Here is a 20,317-nt window from a genome sequence, read left to right on the forward strand (position 1 = left end):
AGGACTTGATTTACGCTCTGCTTACAGTTGTGAGACGAAGCTAGAGTAAAGTCATCCCCTTATCCCCATTTATATCCCTCAAGTTTATGCTTGAGGGGGGGGGTTAAATTTAATTTGTAAAAATAATTAAGATATTTAATAAAATTTACACTATTTACCAAATAAAACATAATTTTTATCCTATTATATGTGTTACTTTTCTACTCAACTATTTAAATAAATTTATAATTTATTTTTTTAAGATTTACTTGTAAAATACCTATAGTTATGTAAAAAAATTGCTTTAAGTTATCATCTTACTTCTTTTATAATGGGCTATTTTTATAAATTTTCTTAAACTAATATGTAATTATATATCTTAAGTTTATTAAAATTTTTATCTATGTAAATCAGTGGTAAATAAGTTTAATGAGGGTAATATCTCTTAAATCTGTTTAAATCTTTTAAGGAGAAAAAATGAATCGACGAGAATTCATAAAAAGTGCTGCAGCTAGTGCTGCTTGTGCTAGTGCCGGTATCGCTGTGCCAAGCTCGCTAAGTGCGGCAAACGAAGCTGAAAAAGGCTGGCGTTGGGATAAGGCTGCCTGTAGATTTTGTGGAACTGGATGTGGCATCATGGTTGCTACAAAAGATGGCAAGATAGTAGCTGTAAAAGGCGATCCAGAAGCACCGGTAAATCGCGGTCTAAACTGTATCAAAGGCTACTTTAACGCTAAGATCATGTACGGCGAAGATAGGATAACTCATCCACTTTTACGTGTAAATGAAAAGGGCGAATTTGACAAAAAAGGTAAATTTAAACAAGTAAGCTGGAAACAAGCATTTGACGTGATGGAAGCTCAGTTTAGAAAGACTTATGACGAGCTTGGACCTCACGGCGTTGGCGTGCTTGGCTCTGGTCAATACACAATCCCAGAGGGCTACGCAGCAGTTAAGCTTATGAAAGGTGGCTTTAGAAGCAACAGCATCGATCCAAACGCAAGACACTGTATGGCAAGTGCGGTTCTTGGCTTTATGCAAGTTTTTGGTATCGATGAGCCATCAGGCTGCTTTGATGACATCGAGCTAACTGATACTGTCATAGCTTGGGGCGCAAATATGGCTGAGATGCACCCGATCCTTTGGGCGCGCGTGAGCGATAGAAAGCTTAGCGATCCTGATAGAGTAAAGGTCGTAAATTTAAGCACCTACTCAACTAGAACATCAAATTTAGCCGATATCGAGATCATTTTTGCTCCGTCATCTGACCTTGCTATCTGGAACTACATCGCTCGTGAGATAGTCTATAACCACCCTGAGATGATAGATGAAGAATTTGTTAAAAAGCACTGCGTCTTCACAGCTGGGCCAGCTGACATTGGATATGGTCTTCGTCCAGACATCCACCACAAAAAATATGCTCCAAGCGAGCTAGACACAGCTGCGACTGAAAAATCAAAAGTGCTAAGCGAGGCTGAGGGCGTTACACTTTCTTATCTTGGCCTAAAAGCTGGCGATACGCTAGAAAACAAAAACGCTGCAAAAGCTGGCGATCACTGGCAAATAACATTTGAAGAGTTTAAAAAAGCTCTTGCGCCTTACACGCTTGACTTTACAGCTAAGGTAGCAAAAGGCGATCCAAACGAAGATATCAATGAATTTAAGAAAAAACTAAAAGCACTTGCTGATCTTTACATCGAGAAAAACCGCAAAGTTGTAAGTTTCTGGACTATGGGCTTTAACCAACACCAACGCGGCACATGGGTAAACGAGCAAGCTTATATGGTGCATTTCTTGCTTGGCAAGCAAGCACTCCCAGGTTCAGGCGCCTTTTCTCTAACTGGCCAGCCAAGTGCGTGTGGAACTGCAAGAGAGGTTGGAACATTTGTTCACCGCTTGCCAGCTGATATGGTTGTTGGCAATCCAAAACATAGAGAGATCACTGAAAAACTTTGGAAACTACCTGCTGGCACGCTAAATGCCGTACCAGGCTCACACTATGTAAAAATGATGCGTGATCTTGAAGATGGCAAGGTTAAATTTATCTGGGTTCAAGTAAATAACCCATGGCAAAACACTGCAAACGCAAACCACTGGATCAAAGCTGCTCGCGAAATGGACAACTTCATCGTCGTAAGCGACCCTTATCCAGGAATTTCTGCAAAAGTAGCTGACCTTATTTTACCAACTGCGATGATCTACGAAAAATGGGGCGCATACGGTAATGCTGAGAGAAGGACACAGCACTGGAGACAGCAAGTGCTCCCTGTTGGCGAAGCGATGCCTGATATCTGGCAGATGCTTGAGTTTAGTAAGCGCTTTAAGCTAAAAGATGTTTGGGGCGAGAAAAAACTAAATGACAAAGTAACACTTCCAAGCGTGCTTGAAGCTGCAAAAGCTATGGGATATAGCGAAGAAGATACGCTATTTGACGTGCTTTTTGCAAATGAAGATGCTAAGAAATTTAGCGCAAACGATCCGATCATGGAAAACTATGACAATACAGAAGTCTTTGGCGATAGCAGAAAGGTGATCGGCTCAGATGGTAAAGAATTTAAAGGATATGGATTTTTCATCCACAAATATCTTTGGGAAGAGTATAGAAAATTTGGCGTTGGTCACGGTCACGACCTAGCTGACTTTGACACTTACCACAGAGTAAGAGGCTTAAGATGGCCGGTAGTTGATGGCAAAGAGACTCAGTGGAGATTTAACACTAAATTTGACCCATACGCGAAAAAAGCTGCTCCAAATGATAAATTTGCATTCTACGGCAACAAAAACGCAGCCCTTCCAACAGGCGATCTAAAAGGCGTAAAAAATCAAGAGAAAACTCCTCTTGCAAACAAAGCAAAAATTTTCTTCCGCCCTTACATGGATCCATGCGAGATGCCAAGCAAAGATTATCCATTCTGGCTATGTACTGGCCGTGTCCTAGAGCACTGGCATACAGGTACGATGACTATGCGTGTTCCTGAGCTTTATAGAGCCGTCCCAGAGGCACTTTGCTACATGCACGAAGATGACGCTAAAAAACTTGGCGTGCTTCAAAATGAGATCGTTTGGGTCGAGTCACGCCGTGGCAAGGTAAAAGCAAGAGTAGATCTAAAAGGTAGAAATAAGCCGCCAGTAGGTCTTGTTTATGTGCCTTTCTTTGACGAAAACGTATTTATAAATAAAGTCTGCCTTGACGCTACTTGCCCGATCTCAAAAGAGACAGACTATAAAAAGTGCGCGGTTAAAATTTACAAGGCATAAAAGTGGCTGATATGGAATTTTCAAGTAGGCGTGAAGCTTTGAAATTTGGAGCTAAGGCAGCGATCTTAGCTCTTGGCGGAGGCTTTATATGGTCACTTAGTGCCAAAGCCTCACCGCTTGTACTTCTTAGACCGCCTGGTGCGAAAGCGGAGAAGCAGTTTTTGAAAAGCTGTATTAGGTGTGGGCTTTGTGTAGAGGCCTGTCCATTTGATACGCTAAAACTTGCTACTCTTGAAGATGGTATAAGTGTCGGTACGCCTTATTTTGAGCCTAGAAAAATTCCTTGTCATATGTGCGAGCATATCCCTTGCGTGCCAGCCTGTCCGACTGGTGCGCTGGATGCAAATTTGGTAAGCACAGCTGGCAAACTAGACATAAATAAAGCCAAAATGGGCGTTGCAGTGGTCGATATGAAAAACTGCGTGGCATACTGGGGCATACAGTGTGATGCTTGCTACAGATCCTGTCCGCTCATAGATAAGGCCTTGTATCTTGAGTATCGCCGCAACGAAAGGACGCAAAAGCATGCGTTTTTGCTACCAGTTGTTGATAGCGATATCTGCACAGGATGCGGCGTGTGCGAGCGAGCCTGTATCACCGAAAAAGCAGCCATTACCGTGCTAAACCGCGAAGTTGTGCTTGGCAAAGTTGGCGATAACTACGTCAAAGGCTGGGTAAAAGAAGATGAAAGGCGCGTGGATGATGCCGACAGCAAGATAAAGCTCGACATCAAAAAGGCGACTGACTATCTAAATGGTGGTGAGCTATGAAATTTTTAATCTTAAGACGAATAACTCAAATTTCTATCCTAGTGCTATTTATCCTAGGAAATGTTTATGGAGTTAAGATACTTAGCGGAAATTTAAGCTCATCTTTGCTTTTTGGACAAATTCCACTAAGCGATCCATTTGCGGTGCTTCAAATTTTACTAGCAGGCTTTAGCGTAGGCATAAATGCGGCAATCGGCGCGATCATCGTCTTTGCATTTTACGCGCTCATCGCTCCAAGAGCATTTTGCTCATGGGTTTGCCCAGTAAATTTACTAACCGACATTGCTTACAAGCTAAGAGAGAAATTTGGCTTTAAGGGTGAGAAAATTTTAAACGTAAGTAAAAATTTGCGCTACTACTTGCTAGCGCTTGCTCTTATCCTAAGCCTTGCTCTGTCAGTGCCAGCTTTTGAGAGCATTAGCTTTGTTGGCATCATCCAGCGTGGCATCATCTATGGCTCAGTTAGCGCCATTGGCATCGCCCTTGGCATAGTTGCCTTTGATATGTTCGTGCTAAAGCGCGGAATTTGCTCACACGTCTGCCCGCTTGGTGCATTTTACGCGGTGATATCAAAATTTGCACTCATCAGAGTAAAACACGACGCAAATGCCTGCACAAAATGTATGAAGTGCAAGCTCGTCTGCCCAGAGGTGCAAGTGCTAGATATGATCGGCAAAGAGAGCCGCGCGGTTAGCTCAAGCGAGTGCGTAAGCTGCGGTAGATGCATCGACGTTTGCGGCGACGGGGCATTAAATTTTAGTATTAGAAATTTAAGGAGAGAAAAATGAAAATGAAAATAATGGCGCTTGGAGCACTATGCGCTGCCTTTTTAGCGGCATGTGCATTGAACAATACAAGCATTAGTGATTCGCAGATCGGACTTAGAAATGTCGATTTGTTAGATGATAAAGACGTTGTTTTAAAAGACATCAACTACACAAAAGAGCCAGCAGGTATGGCAAAGAGATTTGACAGATCTTTTGAAAATGCACCTCCATTTATCCCACACGACACTGAGGGTTTGGTGCCTATCACAAAAGATTCAAATATGTGCGTAACCTGCCACATGCCTGAGTTTGCAAAAGATAGCGGAGCAACTCCTATCCCTGCTTCTCACCTTTATGACATCAGAAATAAAAAAGATCTTGCAGGCAAGCTTGATGATGAGAGATATAACTGCACAACTTGCCACGTCGAGCAACAAAATGGCGTAACCCAGCTTGTTGGCAATAAATTTAAGCCTGACTTTAGAGATAAAAACGGCTCACATAAGTCAAATTTACTAGACGTTTTAAATGACGGCGTTAAGTAATGCAAAGCAGGCGAGAGCTTTTTAGCAAAATTTTGGGGGCAAAACCTGCTCCCAAATTTATAGATCCACCCTTTTTTAGCGGCGAATTTGACTGCGCTGGCTGTGAGGCTAGCTGCGTAAGTGCCTGTGAAAAAGAGCTTCTTAGCTTTGAAAATGAAAGAGTTGTTTTTAAAGTTAAAAAGCTAGGTTGCGACTTTTGTGAGGAGTGTGCGAAGGCTTGTCAAAGTAGCGCTCACGTGACACTAAGCTTAAACTCGCCAAAGAGCATAAACGCTAAAGTTAGCATCAACGTCGCTAGCTGCCTAGCGTGGAATGACACGATTTGCTACAACTGCCTTGATGCTTGTAAATTTAAAGCGGTTGAGTTTCTTGGTGTTTTTCGCCCTATAATCAATCAAAATTGCGTAAGCTGCGGCGAGTGTTTTGATGTTTGTTTTAAAAATTCGCTTGAGATGGAGGCTTTATGAGAGTTTTATTTTTTCTTTTTTGCTTGCTAAATTTTGTCCTTGCAAATGAGATCACGACGCCTATTAAAGAGATAGAAGCTAGTGCAAATGTGCTTAATACCACGCTGATAAATAGCAAACTTTTTATCGCAACTGATGGTGGCACGGTTGAAATTTACGATCCAAAAGAGTCTAAATTTGATGAGATCATCAAAATGGATGATATAAAAACCTACGTTAGCGACCATGAAAGGCCAAAAATTTTAAATGTCGATGAACTAAATGGCAAGATGCTCATCCTAAGCGAGGGCGACTACGCTACAAAGGTGCTTTATATAAGAGAAAATGGGCAGATGAGAAGCATAAAAATGGCTAATCAAGCGACAAAAAAGGCGCTATTTTTAGATGATGAGCACATAGCACTTGCCTCAATCAGCAATGAAATTTACTTTTTAAATCTAAAAAGTGGCGAAATTTATGATAGTTTTAAGATATCAATCGCAATGCTCTCAGACATGGAGATAAGCGAAGATAGAGGCACTTTAGCGATCGCTTGCGAGAGTGGCAAGGTCTATTTTTACAACGTTCATACTAAAAAGATGGACAAAATTTTAGACATCCACACTGATAATATCTACGACATCGCCTATAAAAATGGTGTCTTGATCAGCGGAGGCACCGACAGGATCGCTGGCATCTTCTCAGCTGGGACGCTAAAAAAGATAAACACTGGCTTTTTGGTTTATGGTGTGGGGCTTAGTAGTGACGGCAAGATCGCAGCGTATATGAGCGATGAGATGAGTGATGTAAATTTGGTTGATAGCGTCACTTTGGATAAGATCGCGATGCTAAAAACTGGTCAAAGCACGATAAATAGCATAGTTTTCATAAGCGACAACGAGGTCGTAACCTCTGCTTATGAGAAGAAAATTTTATTTTGGAGAGTTAGATGAATATTTCAAGCCTGATAGTCTATACGGATAATAAAAATGAGAGCGTAAAAGGCGAGATAAGCAAGCTAAAAGAGTGCGAGATCATCACTGACGCAGAAGATAGGATCGTGGTGATCGTTAGCTCAGAGAGCATCGAAGATGAGATCAGAGTTTTTAAGATGATAGAGGACATTAGCGGCGTGGTGAGCGTTGCGATGGTTTATAGCTATCAAGAAGACGCTCAGGAGAATAGAGAGAGACTTGAAGCAAACGGCAAGATAAGCGAAATTTTGACAAGCGATGACGTAAAAGCCGAAGATATCGCATACGGCGGTAGCGTGCATTATAAGGTGAGGTGAAATTTAACTCCCTTTTGGTTTGAAATTTAATCAATATGTTGATAGGTTTTGTAAATTTTTAAATTTTACTCGGTCGCCTTAGCAATCTACTAAAAATTATTTTAACAAAGCCTAATTATTAAATTTATAATCGCAATATTTTCTTTTATAAAAATTTAAAATGGTCTGATCAAAAATCTATAAAAGAAAGGTAAAGAGGCTCAAATTTTACTTAATAAAATCGCGATTGTAAGTAAATTTTATCAAAGTAGTTTTAAAACTTTTACTCTCTTTATTTAAAGAACAATTTTTAATATAATATTAAAACTATACAATAAAATTTAGATAAAAATCTTTTAAAGCTAATAATAAAAATTCACTCAAGGCTTAATCGAACCGCACGAAATATACGCCATATATAAAAATAACTATTCGCTAGTAATAGAAAAACTTGACAATAATTAAATTATTAAAGAATAAATATATTGAAAAATAAATGCTTTTTTATCAAATAAAGATCACCACTATTAAATAATAATATCTTTAAGCGATTTTTCAAACTGCACACCATACCACGTACGGTTATTATCTTGTAGCGTGATCTTGATGCTCTCAAGCACAAAATTTGCTGCCTTTTTTATAGCAGTTTCTATCGTTTCGCCATTTACTAGCGAGCCAAAAAGCACAGAGGCAAATATATCTCCTGTGCCACTTGTGTGAAATGGTAAAAATTCGTGAAAATACTCTACTTTCTCTTTTGTCTTTGCGTCGTAAGCTATGATGCCACATTCATTTTGCTTGTATCTAATGCCCTTTAACACAATCTTTCTAACTCCAAAGCTAGCTAAGCCTTCAAGCAACTCTAAAATATAATCTTGCGTATAGTCACTGCCAAAAAACGGCATCCCACACATAAAGCTTGCTTCAGTTATGTTTGGCGTGATGACGTGAGCCTTTGTGCAAAGTTCACGCATTTTCATAACAAATTTTTCATCAAATCCGTGATAGAGCTTGCCATTGTCGCCCATGCAAGGATCTACAAGTATTAGTGGAGCAGAGCCACTAAACTCATTAAAAATTTTCTCTATCAGCTCAAGCTGGCTAAAGCTGCCTAAAAATCCAGTATAAATTCCATTAAATGCGATATTTTCTTTGTGCCATACTCGTGTTATTGCGTCAAATTCATCAGTCAGATCACGAAATGTGAAATTTTTAAAGCCAGTGTGAGTCGAAAGTAGCGCAGTAGGCAATATGCACGCCTCAATGCCTTGAGCGCTAATTATCGGAAGCGCGACAGTAAGGGAGCATTTACCAACACACGAGATATCTTGTATTGTAAGGATTCTTTTCATTTATGCTCTTAGTTTGTAAAATTTTACCCCAGCAACATCGGCTAGATAAACCATATCTTGTTGCAAGAGCTTGTTTAAAATTTGCTTTGAGTGCTCTGAGAAATTTTCTTCAACATTTGCGATAGTTTGCGGACGACGCCTTAGCATTTCTAAAATTTCTTCCTCACTAAAGTTATACTTTTGCTCTATTTTGTGAGCTTTAGCTATATTAACCGGTACGCCACTTATCTGCTTGGCTAGCTCCTCTAGTTTTTTGGCGTCTACACCCTTTACATTATAAGCTGGTGGGCGATCTATCGTGCCAATATCCACTCGGTGCGGAGCTATCTCATTTATCGCAGCATTGAGTGCTATAAATTCCTCTTCTTTGTCGTTAAATCCAGCTACAACCAAAATTTCAAGCACAAGCTCACCAGCGAATTCCTTGCGAAATTTAGCCATTGCTTTTATAAGCTCGCCAACTTCTATACCGCTTTTGTTGCGGTCTATCTTTTTAAATGTGCTTTGCACCGCGCTATCAAGGCTAAATTTCACTATATCAAGCCCTTGCAAGGCTTCACAAATTTTTTGATCCCTCGCGCCTGAGCCATTACTCAAAATAAGTGTTTTTGCGCTACCTTTTAGCTCATTTACTTTTGCTATCAGCTCTTTTAAGTGTGGGTAAAGAGTTGGTTCGCCATTTGCTGTAAGCGTGATGACGTCGATATTTTGATAAGCTTTTAAAGCTTCTTTTAGATCGCTTATGATCTCATCAACACTTGGCGGATTTTCTATTGTTTCAACAGTCTTTGCGCCACTTAGCTCGCAATAAACACAGTCAAAATTACATGATTTTTGTTTAGGGCTTAGATCTATACCAAGGCTCATGCCAAAACGGCGAGAATTTATCGGTCCAAAGACGATGCAAGGCTTGCTACCTTGCACTTTTTGTCTGTACCTGTTTTATAAAATATTTTGCATTCTCAACTGGCACATCAGGCAAAATTCCATGACCAAGATTGAAAATATGCGGCGTGCCTTTCATCGTGCTTAAAATTTTATCCACACCTTCATCTATCGCCTTTTTGCTATATAGCCTTGTTGGCTCCATATTGCCTTGAAGGACGTATCTTGGGCTAAGTTTTTCTTTTGCTAGCTCGATCGGCGTACTCCAATCAACGCCAAAAACGTCAAATTTTCCTGAAATTTTATCCAGATAGCCACTTATTCCTTTTGGAAAAACGATGACTGGAATTTCTGGAAATTCAGCCTTAACACTATCAACTATTTTATTAATGTAGTTAAATCCAAACTCAAAATAAGCCTGCTCTTCAAGTGCAGCCGCCCAGCTATCAAAAATTTGCACGGCATTTACGCCTGCTCTTATCTGCTCTTTGACGTAAAGGATGAGAGCTTGCGTCACTTTTTCTAAAATTTGATGTAAAAATTCTGGATTTTGATAGAGCATTTTTTTGCAGATCGCATAAGTTTTACTGCCACCACCCTCGATCATATATGTAGCTATCGTCCAAGGTGCGCCACAAAAGCCAATGAGCGCCTTATCTTTGGCTAAATTTTCTCTCGTGAGCTTGATCGTATCATAGACGTATGCTAAATTTTTAGTCGATTTTTCGATACTTAGCACGTCAAGTGCGGCTTTATCACGCAAAGGATCTGTAAAAACTGGTCCCTCGCCCTTTTCAAAGCGCAGATCCATGCCCATTTCAAGAGGCACAACAAGGATGTCGCTAAACAAAATCGCCGCATCAACGCCAAGAATATCAACTGGCTGAAGCGTGACCTCGCTAGCCTTTTTATAGTCTTTACAAAGTGATAAAAAGCCCCCTGCTTTAGCTCTTACAGCCATATATTCTGGCAGATATCTACCAGCTTGGCGCATCATCCAAACAGGCGTATATGGGGTCGGTTTTTTAAGGCAAGCGTCTATGAAAATCATCAAATTTCCTTTAAATTTTTAAATGGATATTATCTAAAAATAGCTAAAGAAAAGATGTAGGAGAAATTTTAAGCGTAAAAACGCTTAAAATTTTAGTGATCTCCCTTGTGAAGAAAGTAAAGTCCAAGGCAAAGCGCTAGGATAGAAGCCGCAAGATAGGTCATTTCAAGCGGAGTTGTGAAGTTTGCGTGAAGCACCCTTTGGAAGAAATTTACGATTAAAACCATGACGATCACTTTGCCAAGCTTGTCTTTTAGCTCATCAAGTGAATGCACTTCAAGCACCTTGCTCTGCTTTGACTGCTTTAGCTGTGTGATCTCTGAGATAAAAAGCTCGTAAATTCCGAAGCTAAATATATAAAGAACAAGCGCCATCAAGTAAAGATCGATCGCTCCAACTATCTCGCCAACGACTTCTGAGTGGAAATTTTCAACGTGAAAATCTGCAGCAAAGAAATATTTATAAACCTCTAAAAGCACCTTGCCGACATCATAACTTGCGATGATGAAAAGCACGATCGCACCTAAAAGTCCAAAGACTACTGGAAAAAGCGTGAAACTGTTGCTTGCAAGCAAAATTCTCTCGAATATTTTACGCAATAAAAACCCTTTTTGTGAAATTTAAAAAAGGGTGTATTTTATAGTTTTTTCCTTAAAATTTAGGTGCAAAATCGCAATTAATTTTAATGCAAACTACTCCTGCATCGCTATCCATTTTTGTGCGATCCTAACGGCATTTGTCGCAGCTCCTACGCGGATCTGATCGGCACTGCACCAAAGGTGAAGCACATTTGCTCTAAAGTTATCAACCCTGATCCTGCCAACATAAGTCTCGTTTGTATCGCTTGAGATAGTAGGCATCGGATACTCTTTTTTAGCCGGATTATCGACTACGACGACACTTGGAGCTTTGTTTAAAACCTCTCTTGCCGCATCTGCGCTCACGTCTTTGTCAAAATGGATAGTGATCGCCTCAGAGTGGCTTCTAAGCACTGGCACACGCACGCAAGTTGCGCTCACTTCGATATCTTTGTGAAGGATCTTTTGTGTTTCATTGACCATTTTCATCTCTTCTTTTGTGTAGTCATTATCCAAAAAGACGTCGATGTGTGGGATCACGTTTAGCGCTAGGCGGTGCGCAAAGACCTTTGGCTCGCACTCATCAAGCTTAAATTCAAAAAACTTTTGCATCTGAACAACAAGCTCCTCCATGCCCTCTTTGCCAGCGCCACTTGCTGCTTGATAGGTAGAAACATCGACCCTGTTGATGCCAAAAGCGTCATTTAGGGGCTTTAAAATTTGAACCATTTGGATGGTTGAGCAGTTTGGATTAGCGATGATGCCGCGGTTTTTCCACATGGCAATGTCACTTGGGTTACACTCAGGCACAACTAGCGGGATATCTTTATCCATCCTAAAATGGCTGGTGTTATCGATGACAACAGCGCCACTGTCAGCTGCAAATTTGGCAAATTTCTCTGAAACTGAGCCGCCTGCACTAAAAAATGCGATATCGATCTCGTGCTCGCTAAAAACTTTCTCGGTTAGCTCTTTTACTTTGTAGTGTTTGCCCTTAAATTCGATCTCCATGCCAACGCTCTTTGCGCTTGCAAGTGGCAAAAGCTCACCAACTGGGAAATCAACCTCCTCCATAACTCTAAAAAGCTCTTCGCCGACCGCTCCAGTAGCACCAACGACCGCTACGTTAAATTTTCTCATCTGCTCTCCTTGGTTTCTTTTAATTTTCTTAATTTGCATAATTTTACTAGCCAAAAACTTAAATTTTTACCTATTTTTTACTTCTTGCTTGCAAAAATAGATCTTTTGGCAAAATTTCATCGCCCTCGCTTAGTATCGCTGCACGCTGCACGACCGAGATGAGCTCTCTTATGTTACCTGGATAGTCGTAGCCTAAAAGCTCCTCTTTGGCTGCTTTTGAAAAATTTTTAGCCTCAAAGCCATACTCTTTGCAGCATTTGTCCAAAGCATCCTGCGCGATAGGCAAAATTTCATCCTTTCGCTCGCGAAGTGGCGGGATGAAAAGCGGAATCGTGTTTAGGCGGTAGAAAAGATCCTCTCTAAATCTGCCCTCCCTCATCGCAAGCTCTAAATTTGCATTTGTAGCGCAGATGATGCGAACGTCTATCTTTTCGCTCTTTGTAGCGCCAAGTCTTGTTATCTCGCGCTCCTGCAAAGCACGAAGCAGCTTTGGCTGTAAATTTATAGGCATCTCGCCGATCTCATCTAAAAATAGCGTCCCGCCATTTGCCAGCTCAAACTGCCCTTTTTTGGTAGTCGCTGCATCTGTAAATGCGCCTTTTTCAAAGCCAAAAAGCTCACTTTCTATCAAATTTTCAGGGATCGCAGCCATATTTAAAGCGATAAATGCCGCATCTTTTCTAGGTGAGTTTGCGTGGATAAATTTAGCAAAGACCTCCTTGCCAACGCCGCTTTCGCCACTAAGCATTATTGAGGCGTCAGTTCTTGCAGCTTTTAGCGCGATATTTAGCGTGGCTTCTAGCGCTTTTGAGCTAGCTAAAAAGCCGTTATTTTCGCTTTTAGTTTCAACTTTTTTTATACTTTTTGGAGTCTTTTGTTTTAGCGCCTCTACCCTTTTTATCGCCTCATATAGCGTTGAGATGTCAAATGGTTTTGTTAAAAAGTCCTTCACGCCAAGCCTAACGCTCTCGATCGCCTTGTTAAGTGTGGCGTTTCCAGTCATTATGATGACGTCAAATTTGCCGTTTAACTCTTTAATAAACTCAAGTCCGTCCATCTTTGGCATGTTTATGTCGGTGATTATTAGATCAGTGTCGTCGCTTAGCTTTTTTAGAGCCTCAACTGCGCTCTTGTAACTCTTGATGTTTAGCTCGTCGTACTCACCAAGCGCGATCTCAAGCGACTTTCGCATATTGATGTCATCTTCTACTATGACGATATTCATTTGATCTCTTTTTTATTGAAGTGTGCCGATGATAGCGGATTTTGGCTTAAATTCCACCATAAATCTAACTGGCAAAATTTTCAAATTTGAAGCGTTTGAGACATGTGCATTTTTGACATTTAGCTCATTTTTTATCATCACTTTTTTTAAAGCAAAGCAGTCAAAAATTTCATCTTTGTGTAAATTTAAAAAGCCAAGAGTTGTGGTGTTTTCATCTTTAAAAGCATCTATCTGGCAAAGAAATTTTGGTTTTGGATTTGGCGAGAGGGTCATCGCCTTTGAAAAAGAAATTTCCTCAAAGGAAACTATTTGATTTTTCGTATCGACCTTCGCCCAGAAGATAAACTCCTCCAGGCAAAAGGCGAAATTTAAAAGTATCGTTAGTAAGAAAAGACTTCTCGCCACTTATCTTCGTCTATCTTAAGCTCCATATTTACCTTATAAAGCCCGTCTTTGAAATTTTCATTCACGATCTTTGCGTTTTTAACAAGGCCTTGAACCTTTGAAGTGATAGATGAGTCGTTTAGCATCGCGTCTCTTACGGTGTCTTCAGCATTGATCTTTACACCGTAAAGCTTGCCTGCAAGCTGCGAATAAGCATCAGCCATCGCTGCTCTTTTTGCAAGAGTGACTGACTGAGCGTATGAGAGCGAATTTAGCGGAGCTATGCCCTCGCCTGTGGCTCTAAAAGTGGTCTCTCTTGGAGCGCTATCATATATCATCTTCTCTTTTTTCATCACCTCTCTAAGATCGTCTTTATCGACCTTTTGGATGACTACGTTGCGGTTTGATGTGCTAGTTGGCTCGCCCATAAAGCCATTAAATGAGCAGCCGCCAAAAATAGCAATCATCAAAGCAAAAGATAAAATTTTAACCTTCATAAACAACCTTTTTTATGCTTTTATTTAAAATTTAATAGCAAAATTTATTCCAAAAGCCCCATATCTTCGCTTGGTGCTTCATCTTCATCTTCGCCATCATCTGCTTTAGGGCATCTTGCGATACTTACAACATCATCGCCATCTACATTTACGACGATCACGCCGCTTGTATTACGTCCTGCTTTGCGGATGCTTTGCATATCAACCCTTATCATCTTGCCGCTTGATGTTAGAGCCATAAGATCTTGCTCTTCATCAACCATCACAACGCCCACAAGATCGCCTGTTCTGCTTGTTAGTTTCATGCATATGACGCCTTTGCCGCCGCGGTTTGTCAAGCGGTACTCGTCAGCGGTTGTGCGCTTACCGATACCTTTTTGAGATATGCTTAAAATTTCTTGGTCATTGCTTTCGATAACTGCTGCGCCTACGACCTCGTCGCCTGGCTCTTTAAATTTGATACCAGTTACGCCGCGTGCAGTTCTTCCCATTTGGCGAACCTTGCTGATCTTAAATTTAAGACACATACCCTTTTTAGTAACGACAAATAGCATTATCTCATCGCCTGAGTTTGCGTCCTCTTCAGCATTTACATTATCTTCATCGATCTCGTTTTGAAGCTCTTCAACTTCAAGCACCTCTGTCTCTACGCTTAGCTCATTTTCAGGGTCGGTGACCGGCATATCATCGTATGTTTGAGCGATGAGCGCAGTTACTAGCTCGTCGTTCTCATCGAGGCTTATCGCTCTTACGCCAACTGAGCGGATGTTTTTAAATTCGCTTAAATTTGTGCGTTTTACGATGCCATTTTTAGTGAAGAATGCTAGCGATTTGCTCTCGTCAAAGTCAGTCGTTGGTATGATCGCTTTGATCTTCTCATCAGGCTGCAACTGGATCAAATTTACAACTGCTTTGCCCTTTGCTGTGCGACTTCCCTCTGGGATCTTATAGACTTTTAGCCAATAAAGCTGTCCGCGGTCTGTCACAAACATGAGCGTATCGTGGGTATTTGAAGTAAAGAAGCTCTCTATAAAGTCATCATCGTATGTCGTGACCGCTACTTTGCCCTTGCCGCCGCGTTTTTGCTTCTCGTACTGCTTGCTTGGCACACGCTTGATGTAGCCGCGGTGAGTTATGGTTACGACCATATTTTCATTTGGTATAAGATCTTCGATGTCGATATCATCGTAGTCATCAACGATCTCAGTCACTCTTGGTACTTTAAATTTATTTTTGATCTCAAGAAGCTCTTCTTTGATCAAATTTTCAAGCAATGTCTCGCTCTTTAAAATTTCATCAAGTCTTGCGATCTCAGCCATAAGCTCAGCTAGCTCGGCCTCTAGTTTTTCTCTCTCTAGGCCTGTAAGCTTGCTTAGACGCATATCAAGGATAGCGTTTGCTTGAAGTTCTGAGAGGTTAAATTTGCTCATCAAGCCTTCTCTAGCAACCGCCGTATCAGCACTATTTCTAATAAGCTCGATCACCTCGTCGATGTTATCAAGTGCGATCTTTAGACCCTCTAAGATGTGGGCTCTTGCGCGCGCTTTTTCAAGCTCAAATATCGTTCTTCTAATGATAACGGTTTTTCTGTGATTTAAAAATAGCTTAAGTAGCTCGATAAGGTTAAATACCTTTGGCTCTTTGTTATTAATAGCAAGCATAATAACGCCAAAAGTGCTCTCCATCGTAGTTGATTTAAAGAGATTATTTAGCACGATGTCGCTCATAGCGTCGCGTTTTAGCTCGATGACTACGCGGATGCCGTCCTTGTCTGACTCATCTCTAACCTCGCTAATGCCATCTATCTGCTTATCTTTTACAAGCTCGGCGATCTGCTCGATGAGCCTTGCTTTGTTTGTTTGATATGGTAGCTCGTCGATTACTATGACGTCTTTGTTTGGCTTTTTTTCTATGTGAGTTTTGGCTCTTAGCTTGACCCTGCCACGACCTGTGCGGTAGGCCTCTATGATGCCTTTTTTACCAAAGATGATACCGCCAGTTGGGAAGTCTGGACCTTTTATAAATTCCATAACCTCTTCAAGCGTCGCCTCTTTGTTTTCAAGAAGTAGTAAAAGACCGTCTATTAGCTCATCAAGGCTGTGTGGTGGGATATTTGTCGCCATACCAACCGCAATACCGCTTGAGCCGTTTAATAATAAATTTGGCACACGGCTAGGCAAAACATCTGGCTCAACCTCTCTATCGTCGTAGTTTGGTACAAAATCAACCGTATCTTTGTCGATATCTTTTAAAAGCTCTTCAGTAAGCATGGTCATTCTAGCTTCGGTATAACGCATCGCAGCTGCGCTGTCGCCATCAATCGAGCCAAAGTTTCCTTGTCCATCAACGACTGGATAACGCATAGAAAATTTCTGAGCCATACGAACAAGTGCGTCATAAACCGCTATATCACCGTGTGGGTGGTACTTACCGATGACTTCACCGACGATACGAGCTGACTTCATATAAGCACTTCTGCTGCCAACACCGAGGTTATCCATAGCGTATAAAATTCTTCTATGAACTGGCTTTAATCCGTCTCTAGCGTCAGGCAAAGCACGTCCGACGATGACGCTCATAGAGTAGTCAAGATAGCTATTTTTTATAGAATCTTCGATATCAACTGAAGCGATATCTTGAGTTAATTCAAGTAGATTGTCTTTCATTTTTATCCTTAAATTTAGCTTGTGGGATTTTAGCCAAAAATTGATAAAAACTTGCTAAGAGCAAAGCGGCCTGGGTTAAATTTAACCCTTAAGCACGCTCGTAATATGTAGCTCCGTTTGAAAAACGCTTTGTGTAAAGCGGGGTGTATGGCACAAGATCAGCATGTCCTGCGTAGAGCCTGCCATCCGGCTTTAGAAGCTTGTGTAAACGCTCGACACACTTTAGTCTAAATTCATCGTCAAAATATATCATCATATTTCTTGAAAGGACGATATCAAATTTTCCAAGATTAAATATCGCATCATCAAAAACATTTAAAATTTTAAACTCACACCTTGGTAAAATTTCTTTTTTTATCTGGAATTTGTCATCAATTTTTGTAAAAAATCTCTCTTTTTGAAAATCGCTTAGTCTATTTAGACTTCTTTCACTAAAAATACCTTTTTGACAGCTCGTTATAGCTTCTGAGTTTATATCGATGCCAACGATTGAAATTTCATTTTGCTTAAAACCTAGCTCATAGGCCAGCATAGCTAGTGAATATGGCTCATCACCAGTTGAACATGGCGCACATAAAATTCTAGCCTCTCCAAGATCTTTAGCATAGTAAATAACATCTTTAAGCTGTGTCAGCTCTCTGTAAAAATATGTCTCATTTACAGTTACTAGATTTAAGATATCTTGGCGCAAATTTGAGTCATATCTTATCATCGAAACTAGATCTTTAAAGCTCTTTATCTGGCGGTTTTTAGCAAAAATGCTAATTCTTTGAAGTGTAATATCTCTCTTTGGCTCTAGATCGACCCCACAAAGTGTCTTTATAGTACTCATAAATTCGTTAAATCCATCCATGTCGCTTGGTGCTTTTACTTCCAAAGCTTCACTTCCCTTTGTATCTTTGTTAAAAAGCATTTAAAAAATCCTCCAATTCTTTTCTTATCATCATTAGATTTAACGATTTTAAATTTTGATTTAGTTCTTTAGCACGCTTTGGCATACCATAAACTATCGCACTCTCTTCATTTTCAGCTATGCATTTTGCACCTGCTTTATAAAGCTTATCAAGCCCAGCTGCACCATCATCGCCAATGCCAGTTAGTAAAATAGCTAGCACATTTGCGCTTTTACAAATTCCAACTCCAGAGCTAAACAAAACATCTACATTTGGTGTATATATCGTTTTTTCTTCAGGATTAGGTTTTGCACTTATTGGCAAAGTTGGCGCCACTAAGGTATTTTGTTCACATATATAGACAATATTTTCTTTCAGATTCGTTTTTTCGGTCAAAATTTCAACATTTATATTGCACTCTTTTCCTATTTGTACTGCGAAAGAATGTATAAACATCTTGTTCATATGTTGAGCTATCACAATGATGGCACCATTTAGCTTTATGTCCTTTAATAGCTTCTTAATATGTCCAGGACCACCAGTTGATGCACCAATTAATATTAATTTTTGTGCCACAAATTACCTTTTATTTTATTTTGTGCTTACTATATCGTCTATTTTGTATAAATTTTTACTGCTAAATATCAATAATAATTAGCAAATATATAGTGTTTTTGTGAGTACTCTTAAGGTATTTTTATGATTTTTTATTTGTGATCTTATATAAAAAGCTAAATATCTCAGCCACCGCCTTATATAAATTTGGCGGTATCTCTTGATCGACCTCGACCTTGCTTAAAATTTCAATGAGATCAGGATCCTCTTTGATCGGTATGTCATGCTCTTTTGCAAGGCTTATTATCTTATTTGCTATCTCGCCAGCACCGCTTGCAAGCACCTTTGGAGCGTTATCTTGCGATCTGTTGTAGCCAAGAGCGACGGCTTTTTTCTTATTTACTTGCATCAAATTTTCTTATCAAAGCCCACATCAAGGCCGCCAAAATTTTTAAATCTATCGTTTAGCTTCACCTTTGGCAAGGTTTTGATGTTAAAATTTGAAACGATTAGTCCAAGCTTTGAGATCGCTTGCTTTAGCTCGCTTGAATTTCCTAAGATAAGCTCTTTAAACTCATTTGTCTGCGTTGCCACCGATAGATCGATATAGCGTTTATCCACAAGCCCAACCATCACATTTATCTGGCCAAATTTCTTAAAATTTAGATCGATCTGGGCATAAAATTTATCCTTTTTACCCTGTTTAAACGCGACATTTCCGTCCTCCACGCCGTCCCAGATATAAGGCATATAAGTTTGTATGCCTCCTTGCAAGCTTGAGACCATCTGGTGCATCTCTATTTGCGAGATCATCTTGTTTGCAGCATTTACGCTCTGGGCGTTTTGACTCTTTTCACTTATGTTTAAAAGCGTGCTTTTTACATCTTGATTTAGCACCTTTGAAATTTCACTCTGGCTCTTTGTCGTGATGTTATTTATGTCGTTAGTGGCTAGTTTTAGCTGCTTTAAAAGCGCCTTACTTTCGGCTAAATCGCTTTTTGCCGTGCTAGCTTCTGGATCTGCTAGGCTAAGGCTATGAGCTAGGCGTCTTGCTGCACTTTGGAGCTTATCTTGCAAGCTGCCCTCCTTTGAGACGTCACTAACCTCGTTAAACGCCTTTACAAGTCCAGCCTCATCGCCTATGTTATTTAGCATTTTTAGATCGTTTTTTAGGCTCTCAAGGATAGCTTTTAGCTCTTTGTGATTTGAGCTAAAAGCCACACTTTGATTTAGTTTTTCGCTAACTAAATTTGCCACCTTCTCGCTTAAATTTGAGATGAAATTCTCCATCTTGCTGGTCTGATTTTTTACCGCGTCTGCGCTTTGCTCTTTTGAGAAGTTTTTATCTAGAAATTTAGCCACATTATCAAGCTTACCCACATCTTTTAAAAGCGTTTTTACGCCCGAGTTATCAAGGATGTTTTTAGCATCACCGCTCGCTTTTTCAAGCATAGAAGTAAGCTTCATAAATGAGTTTTGATTATCCAAGCTCTCATCATTTAGGGTTAAAATTTGACTAAGTAAATTTTGATTTGAGAGATTTTTTATATCGCTTAGTAGTTTTTGTATCGAGCTTGGCAGCTTCTCTGGGGTAAGCGCATCTTTTAAATTTGCTTCAAGCATGACACCTGAGTTTTTGATCTGATCATTTAGTGAGCCAGCTTTAAGATCGGCTATTGGCTTTAAAAATTCTTTTAGCTTTAGTGCAAGGCTTTTTATCTCAGGGCTTTCATTTTGCGCAGCCTCGCTCTCTAAGCTTTTGGCAAGGTCTGAGAGCTCACTAGCTAAATTTGGAGCGATCTTCGTATCTTTTGCCTGAGATAAAATTTGCTCAGCCCTGCTAAGGCTTGAAGCACTTTTTAGATCATCAAGCACTCTTGCTACTAGCTTGCCAACGTTATCAAGGGCGTTTGAAACGGTTTGCTCGCTTGGCGTCCCAGCTGGCTGATTTTTAAAAAGCGAACCCTCGTTTTTACGGACAGGCGCGTTTTGGGTGGCGTTTTGCCCAGTTTGAACCGAGGTGTTTGATATATTTAGAGAATTTGCTACGTCCATT

20 protein-coding genes are annotated in these 20,317 nt (G+C 40.3%); 7 read left to right on the forward strand and 13 right to left on the reverse strand.

Annotated elements, in window-relative coordinates:
• The first annotated feature begins 456 nt into the window (after positions 1-456).
• From napA to CYO90_RS03570, 7 genes are read left to right on the forward strand one after another with little or no spacing between them, the layout of a single operon-like run.
• Positions 457-3,237 (forward strand): nitrate reductase catalytic subunit NapA, encoded by a 2,781-nt coding sequence (gene napA, locus CYO90_RS03540; RefSeq protein ID WP_103578458.1) that lies wholly within the window; start codon positions 457-459, stop codon positions 3,235-3,237.
• 11 nt (positions 3,238-3,248) lie between these two features.
• Positions 3,249-4,007, forward strand: a complete 759-nt coding sequence (gene napG, locus CYO90_RS03545) for a ferredoxin-type protein NapG (protein ID WP_034901590.1) — start codon at positions 3,249-3,251, stop codon at positions 4,005-4,007.
• On the forward strand, positions 4,004-4,795 hold the full coding sequence (gene napH, locus CYO90_RS03550) for a quinol dehydrogenase ferredoxin subunit NapH (RefSeq protein WP_103578459.1): 792 nt from the start codon (positions 4,004-4,006) through the stop codon (positions 4,793-4,795). The genes napG and napH overlap by 4 nt, the downstream gene beginning before the upstream one ends.
• Positions 4,792-5,319 (forward strand): nitrate reductase cytochrome c-type subunit, encoded by a 528-nt coding sequence (locus CYO90_RS03555; RefSeq protein ID WP_103578460.1) that lies wholly within the window; start codon positions 4,792-4,794, stop codon positions 5,317-5,319. The genes napH and CYO90_RS03555 overlap by 4 nt, the downstream gene beginning before the upstream one ends.
• The gene (locus tag CYO90_RS03560; RefSeq protein WP_103578461.1) at positions 5,319-5,786 is read left to right on the forward strand and encodes a 4Fe-4S ferredoxin; all 468 of its coding nucleotides are present in this window, start codon (positions 5,319-5,321) and stop codon (positions 5,784-5,786) included. The genes CYO90_RS03555 and CYO90_RS03560 overlap by 1 nt, the downstream gene beginning before the upstream one ends.
• A complete protein-coding gene (locus tag CYO90_RS03565) occupies positions 5,783-6,718 on the forward strand; it encodes a WD40 repeat domain-containing protein (RefSeq protein WP_103578462.1) in 936 nt (311 codons plus the stop codon). The genes CYO90_RS03560 and CYO90_RS03565 overlap by 4 nt, the downstream gene beginning before the upstream one ends.
• Positions 6,715-7,056 carry a chaperone NapD gene (locus CYO90_RS03570; protein WP_103578463.1) on the forward strand — a complete coding sequence of 114 codons (342 nt, stop codon included), beginning with the start codon at positions 6,715-6,717 and terminating at the stop codon, positions 7,054-7,056. The genes CYO90_RS03565 and CYO90_RS03570 overlap by 4 nt, the downstream gene beginning before the upstream one ends.
• Before the next feature lie 506 nt (positions 7,057-7,562).
• On the opposite strand, the gene CYO90_RS03575 is transcribed toward CYO90_RS03570, so the two are convergent.
• The 13 genes from CYO90_RS03575 to CYO90_RS03635 form a co-directional block, all read right to left on the reverse strand.
• Entirely contained in the window at positions 7,563-8,387 is an 825-nt protein-coding gene (locus CYO90_RS03575; protein ID WP_103578464.1) for a pyridoxamine kinase, read from the reverse strand.
• On the reverse strand, positions 8,388-9,254 hold the full coding sequence (locus CYO90_RS03580) for a radical SAM protein (RefSeq protein WP_103578553.1): 867 nt from the start codon (positions 9,252-9,254) through the stop codon (positions 8,388-8,390). It abuts the gene before it with no gap.
• 46 nt (positions 9,255-9,300) lie between these two features.
• Positions 9,301-10,323, reverse strand: a complete 1,023-nt coding sequence (hemE, locus tag CYO90_RS03585) for a uroporphyrinogen decarboxylase (protein WP_103578465.1) — start codon at positions 10,321-10,323, stop codon at positions 9,301-9,303.
• A gap of 92 nt (positions 10,324-10,415) precedes the next feature.
• The gene (locus CYO90_RS03590; RefSeq protein WP_103578466.1) at positions 10,416-10,922 is read right to left on the reverse strand and encodes a YqhA family protein; all 507 of its coding nucleotides are present in this window, start codon (positions 10,920-10,922) and stop codon (positions 10,416-10,418) included.
• A gap of 93 nt (positions 10,923-11,015) precedes the next feature.
• The gene (locus CYO90_RS03595) at positions 11,016-12,041 is read right to left on the reverse strand and encodes an aspartate-semialdehyde dehydrogenase (RefSeq protein WP_103578467.1); all 1,026 of its coding nucleotides are present in this window, start codon (positions 12,039-12,041) and stop codon (positions 11,016-11,018) included.
• A gap of 70 nt (positions 12,042-12,111) precedes the next feature.
• Entirely contained in the window at positions 12,112-13,266 is a 1,155-nt protein-coding gene (locus CYO90_RS03600; RefSeq protein WP_103578468.1) for a sigma-54-dependent transcriptional regulator, read from the reverse strand.
• A gap of 12 nt (positions 13,267-13,278) precedes the next feature.
• Positions 13,279-13,671, reverse strand: coding sequence for a hypothetical protein (locus CYO90_RS03605; protein ID WP_103578469.1), 393 nt, complete (start codon positions 13,669-13,671; stop codon positions 13,279-13,281).
• A complete protein-coding gene (locus CYO90_RS03610; protein ID WP_103578470.1) occupies positions 13,647-14,147 on the reverse strand; it encodes an LPP20 family lipoprotein in 501 nt (166 codons plus the stop codon). The genes CYO90_RS03605 and CYO90_RS03610 overlap by 25 nt, the downstream gene beginning before the upstream one ends.
• A 44-nt stretch (positions 14,148-14,191) precedes the next feature.
• Positions 14,192-16,813, reverse strand: a complete 2,622-nt coding sequence (gyrA, locus tag CYO90_RS03615) for a DNA gyrase subunit A (protein WP_103578471.1) — start codon at positions 16,811-16,813, stop codon at positions 14,192-14,194.
• 88 nt (positions 16,814-16,901) lie between these two features.
• Positions 16,902-17,726, reverse strand: a complete 825-nt coding sequence (locus tag CYO90_RS03620) for a CheR family methyltransferase (RefSeq protein WP_103578472.1) — start codon at positions 17,724-17,726, stop codon at positions 16,902-16,904.
• Positions 17,716-18,282 (reverse strand): CheB methylesterase domain-containing protein, encoded by a 567-nt coding sequence (locus CYO90_RS03625; RefSeq protein ID WP_103578473.1) that lies wholly within the window; start codon positions 18,280-18,282, stop codon positions 17,716-17,718. Before CYO90_RS03625 ends, CYO90_RS03620 begins: the two co-directional genes overlap by 11 nt.
• 121 nt (positions 18,283-18,403) lie before the next feature.
• Entirely contained in the window at positions 18,404-18,673 is a 270-nt protein-coding gene (locus CYO90_RS03630) for a FlhB-like flagellar biosynthesis protein (protein WP_223154848.1), read from the reverse strand.
• Positions 18,670-20,316, reverse strand: coding sequence for a flagellar hook-length control protein FliK (locus CYO90_RS03635; protein WP_103578474.1), 1,647 nt, complete (start codon positions 20,314-20,316; stop codon positions 18,670-18,672). Before CYO90_RS03635 ends, CYO90_RS03630 begins: the two co-directional genes overlap by 4 nt.
• Position 20,317: the final 1 nt, after the last annotated feature.

Source organism: Campylobacter concisus (assembly GCF_002913745.1).
GTDB classification, from domain to species: domain Bacteria; phylum Campylobacterota; class Campylobacteria; order Campylobacterales; family Campylobacteraceae; genus Campylobacter_A; species Campylobacter_A concisus_R.

Bases quoted from the DNA above. Each gene is read 5' to 3' on its own strand.
- napA (WP_103578458.1), top strand. From the start codon at position 457: ATGAATCGACGAGAATTCATAAAAAGTGCTGCAGCTAGTGCTGCTTGT.
- napG (WP_034901590.1), top strand. From the start codon at position 3,249: ATGGAATTTTCAAGTAGGCGTGAAGCTTTGAAATTTGGAGCTAAGGCA.
- napH (WP_103578459.1), top strand. From the start codon at position 4,004: ATGAAATTTTTAATCTTAAGACGAATAACTCAAATTTCTATCCTAGTG.
- CYO90_RS03555 (WP_103578460.1), top strand. From the start codon at position 4,792: ATGAAAATGAAAATAATGGCGCTTGGAGCACTATGCGCTGCCTTTTTA.
- CYO90_RS03560 (WP_103578461.1), top strand. From the start codon at position 5,319: ATGCAAAGCAGGCGAGAGCTTTTTAGCAAAATTTTGGGGGCAAAACCT.
- CYO90_RS03565 (WP_103578462.1), top strand. From the start codon at position 5,783: ATGAGAGTTTTATTTTTTCTTTTTTGCTTGCTAAATTTTGTCCTTGCA.
- CYO90_RS03570 (WP_103578463.1), top strand. From the start codon at position 6,715: ATGAATATTTCAAGCCTGATAGTCTATACGGATAATAAAAATGAGAGC.
- CYO90_RS03575 (WP_103578464.1), bottom strand. From the start codon at position 8,387: ATGAAAAGAATCCTTACAATACAAGATATCTCGTGTGTTGGTAAATGC.
- CYO90_RS03580 (WP_103578553.1), bottom strand. From the start codon at position 9,254: ATGAGCCTTGGTATAGATCTAAGCCCTAAACAAAAATCATGTAATTTT.
- hemE (WP_103578465.1), bottom strand. From the start codon at position 10,323: ATGATTTTCATAGACGCTTGCCTTAAAAAACCGACCCCATATACGCCT.
- CYO90_RS03595 (WP_103578467.1), bottom strand. From the start codon at position 12,041: ATGAGAAAATTTAACGTAGCGGTCGTTGGTGCTACTGGAGCGGTCGGC.
- CYO90_RS03600 (WP_103578468.1), bottom strand. From the start codon at position 13,266: ATGAATATCGTCATAGTAGAAGATGACATCAATATGCGAAAGTCGCTT.
- CYO90_RS03610 (WP_103578470.1), bottom strand. From the start codon at position 14,147: ATGAAGGTTAAAATTTTATCTTTTGCTTTGATGATTGCTATTTTTGGC.
- gyrA (WP_103578471.1), bottom strand. From the start codon at position 16,813: ATGAAAGACAATCTACTTGAATTAACTCAAGATATCGCTTCAGTTGAT.
- CYO90_RS03620 (WP_103578472.1), bottom strand. From the start codon at position 17,726: ATGCTTTTTAACAAAGATACAAAGGGAAGTGAAGCTTTGGAAGTAAAA.
- CYO90_RS03635 (WP_103578474.1), bottom strand. From the start codon at position 20,316: ATGGACGTAGCAAATTCTCTAAATATATCAAACACCTCGGTTCAAACT.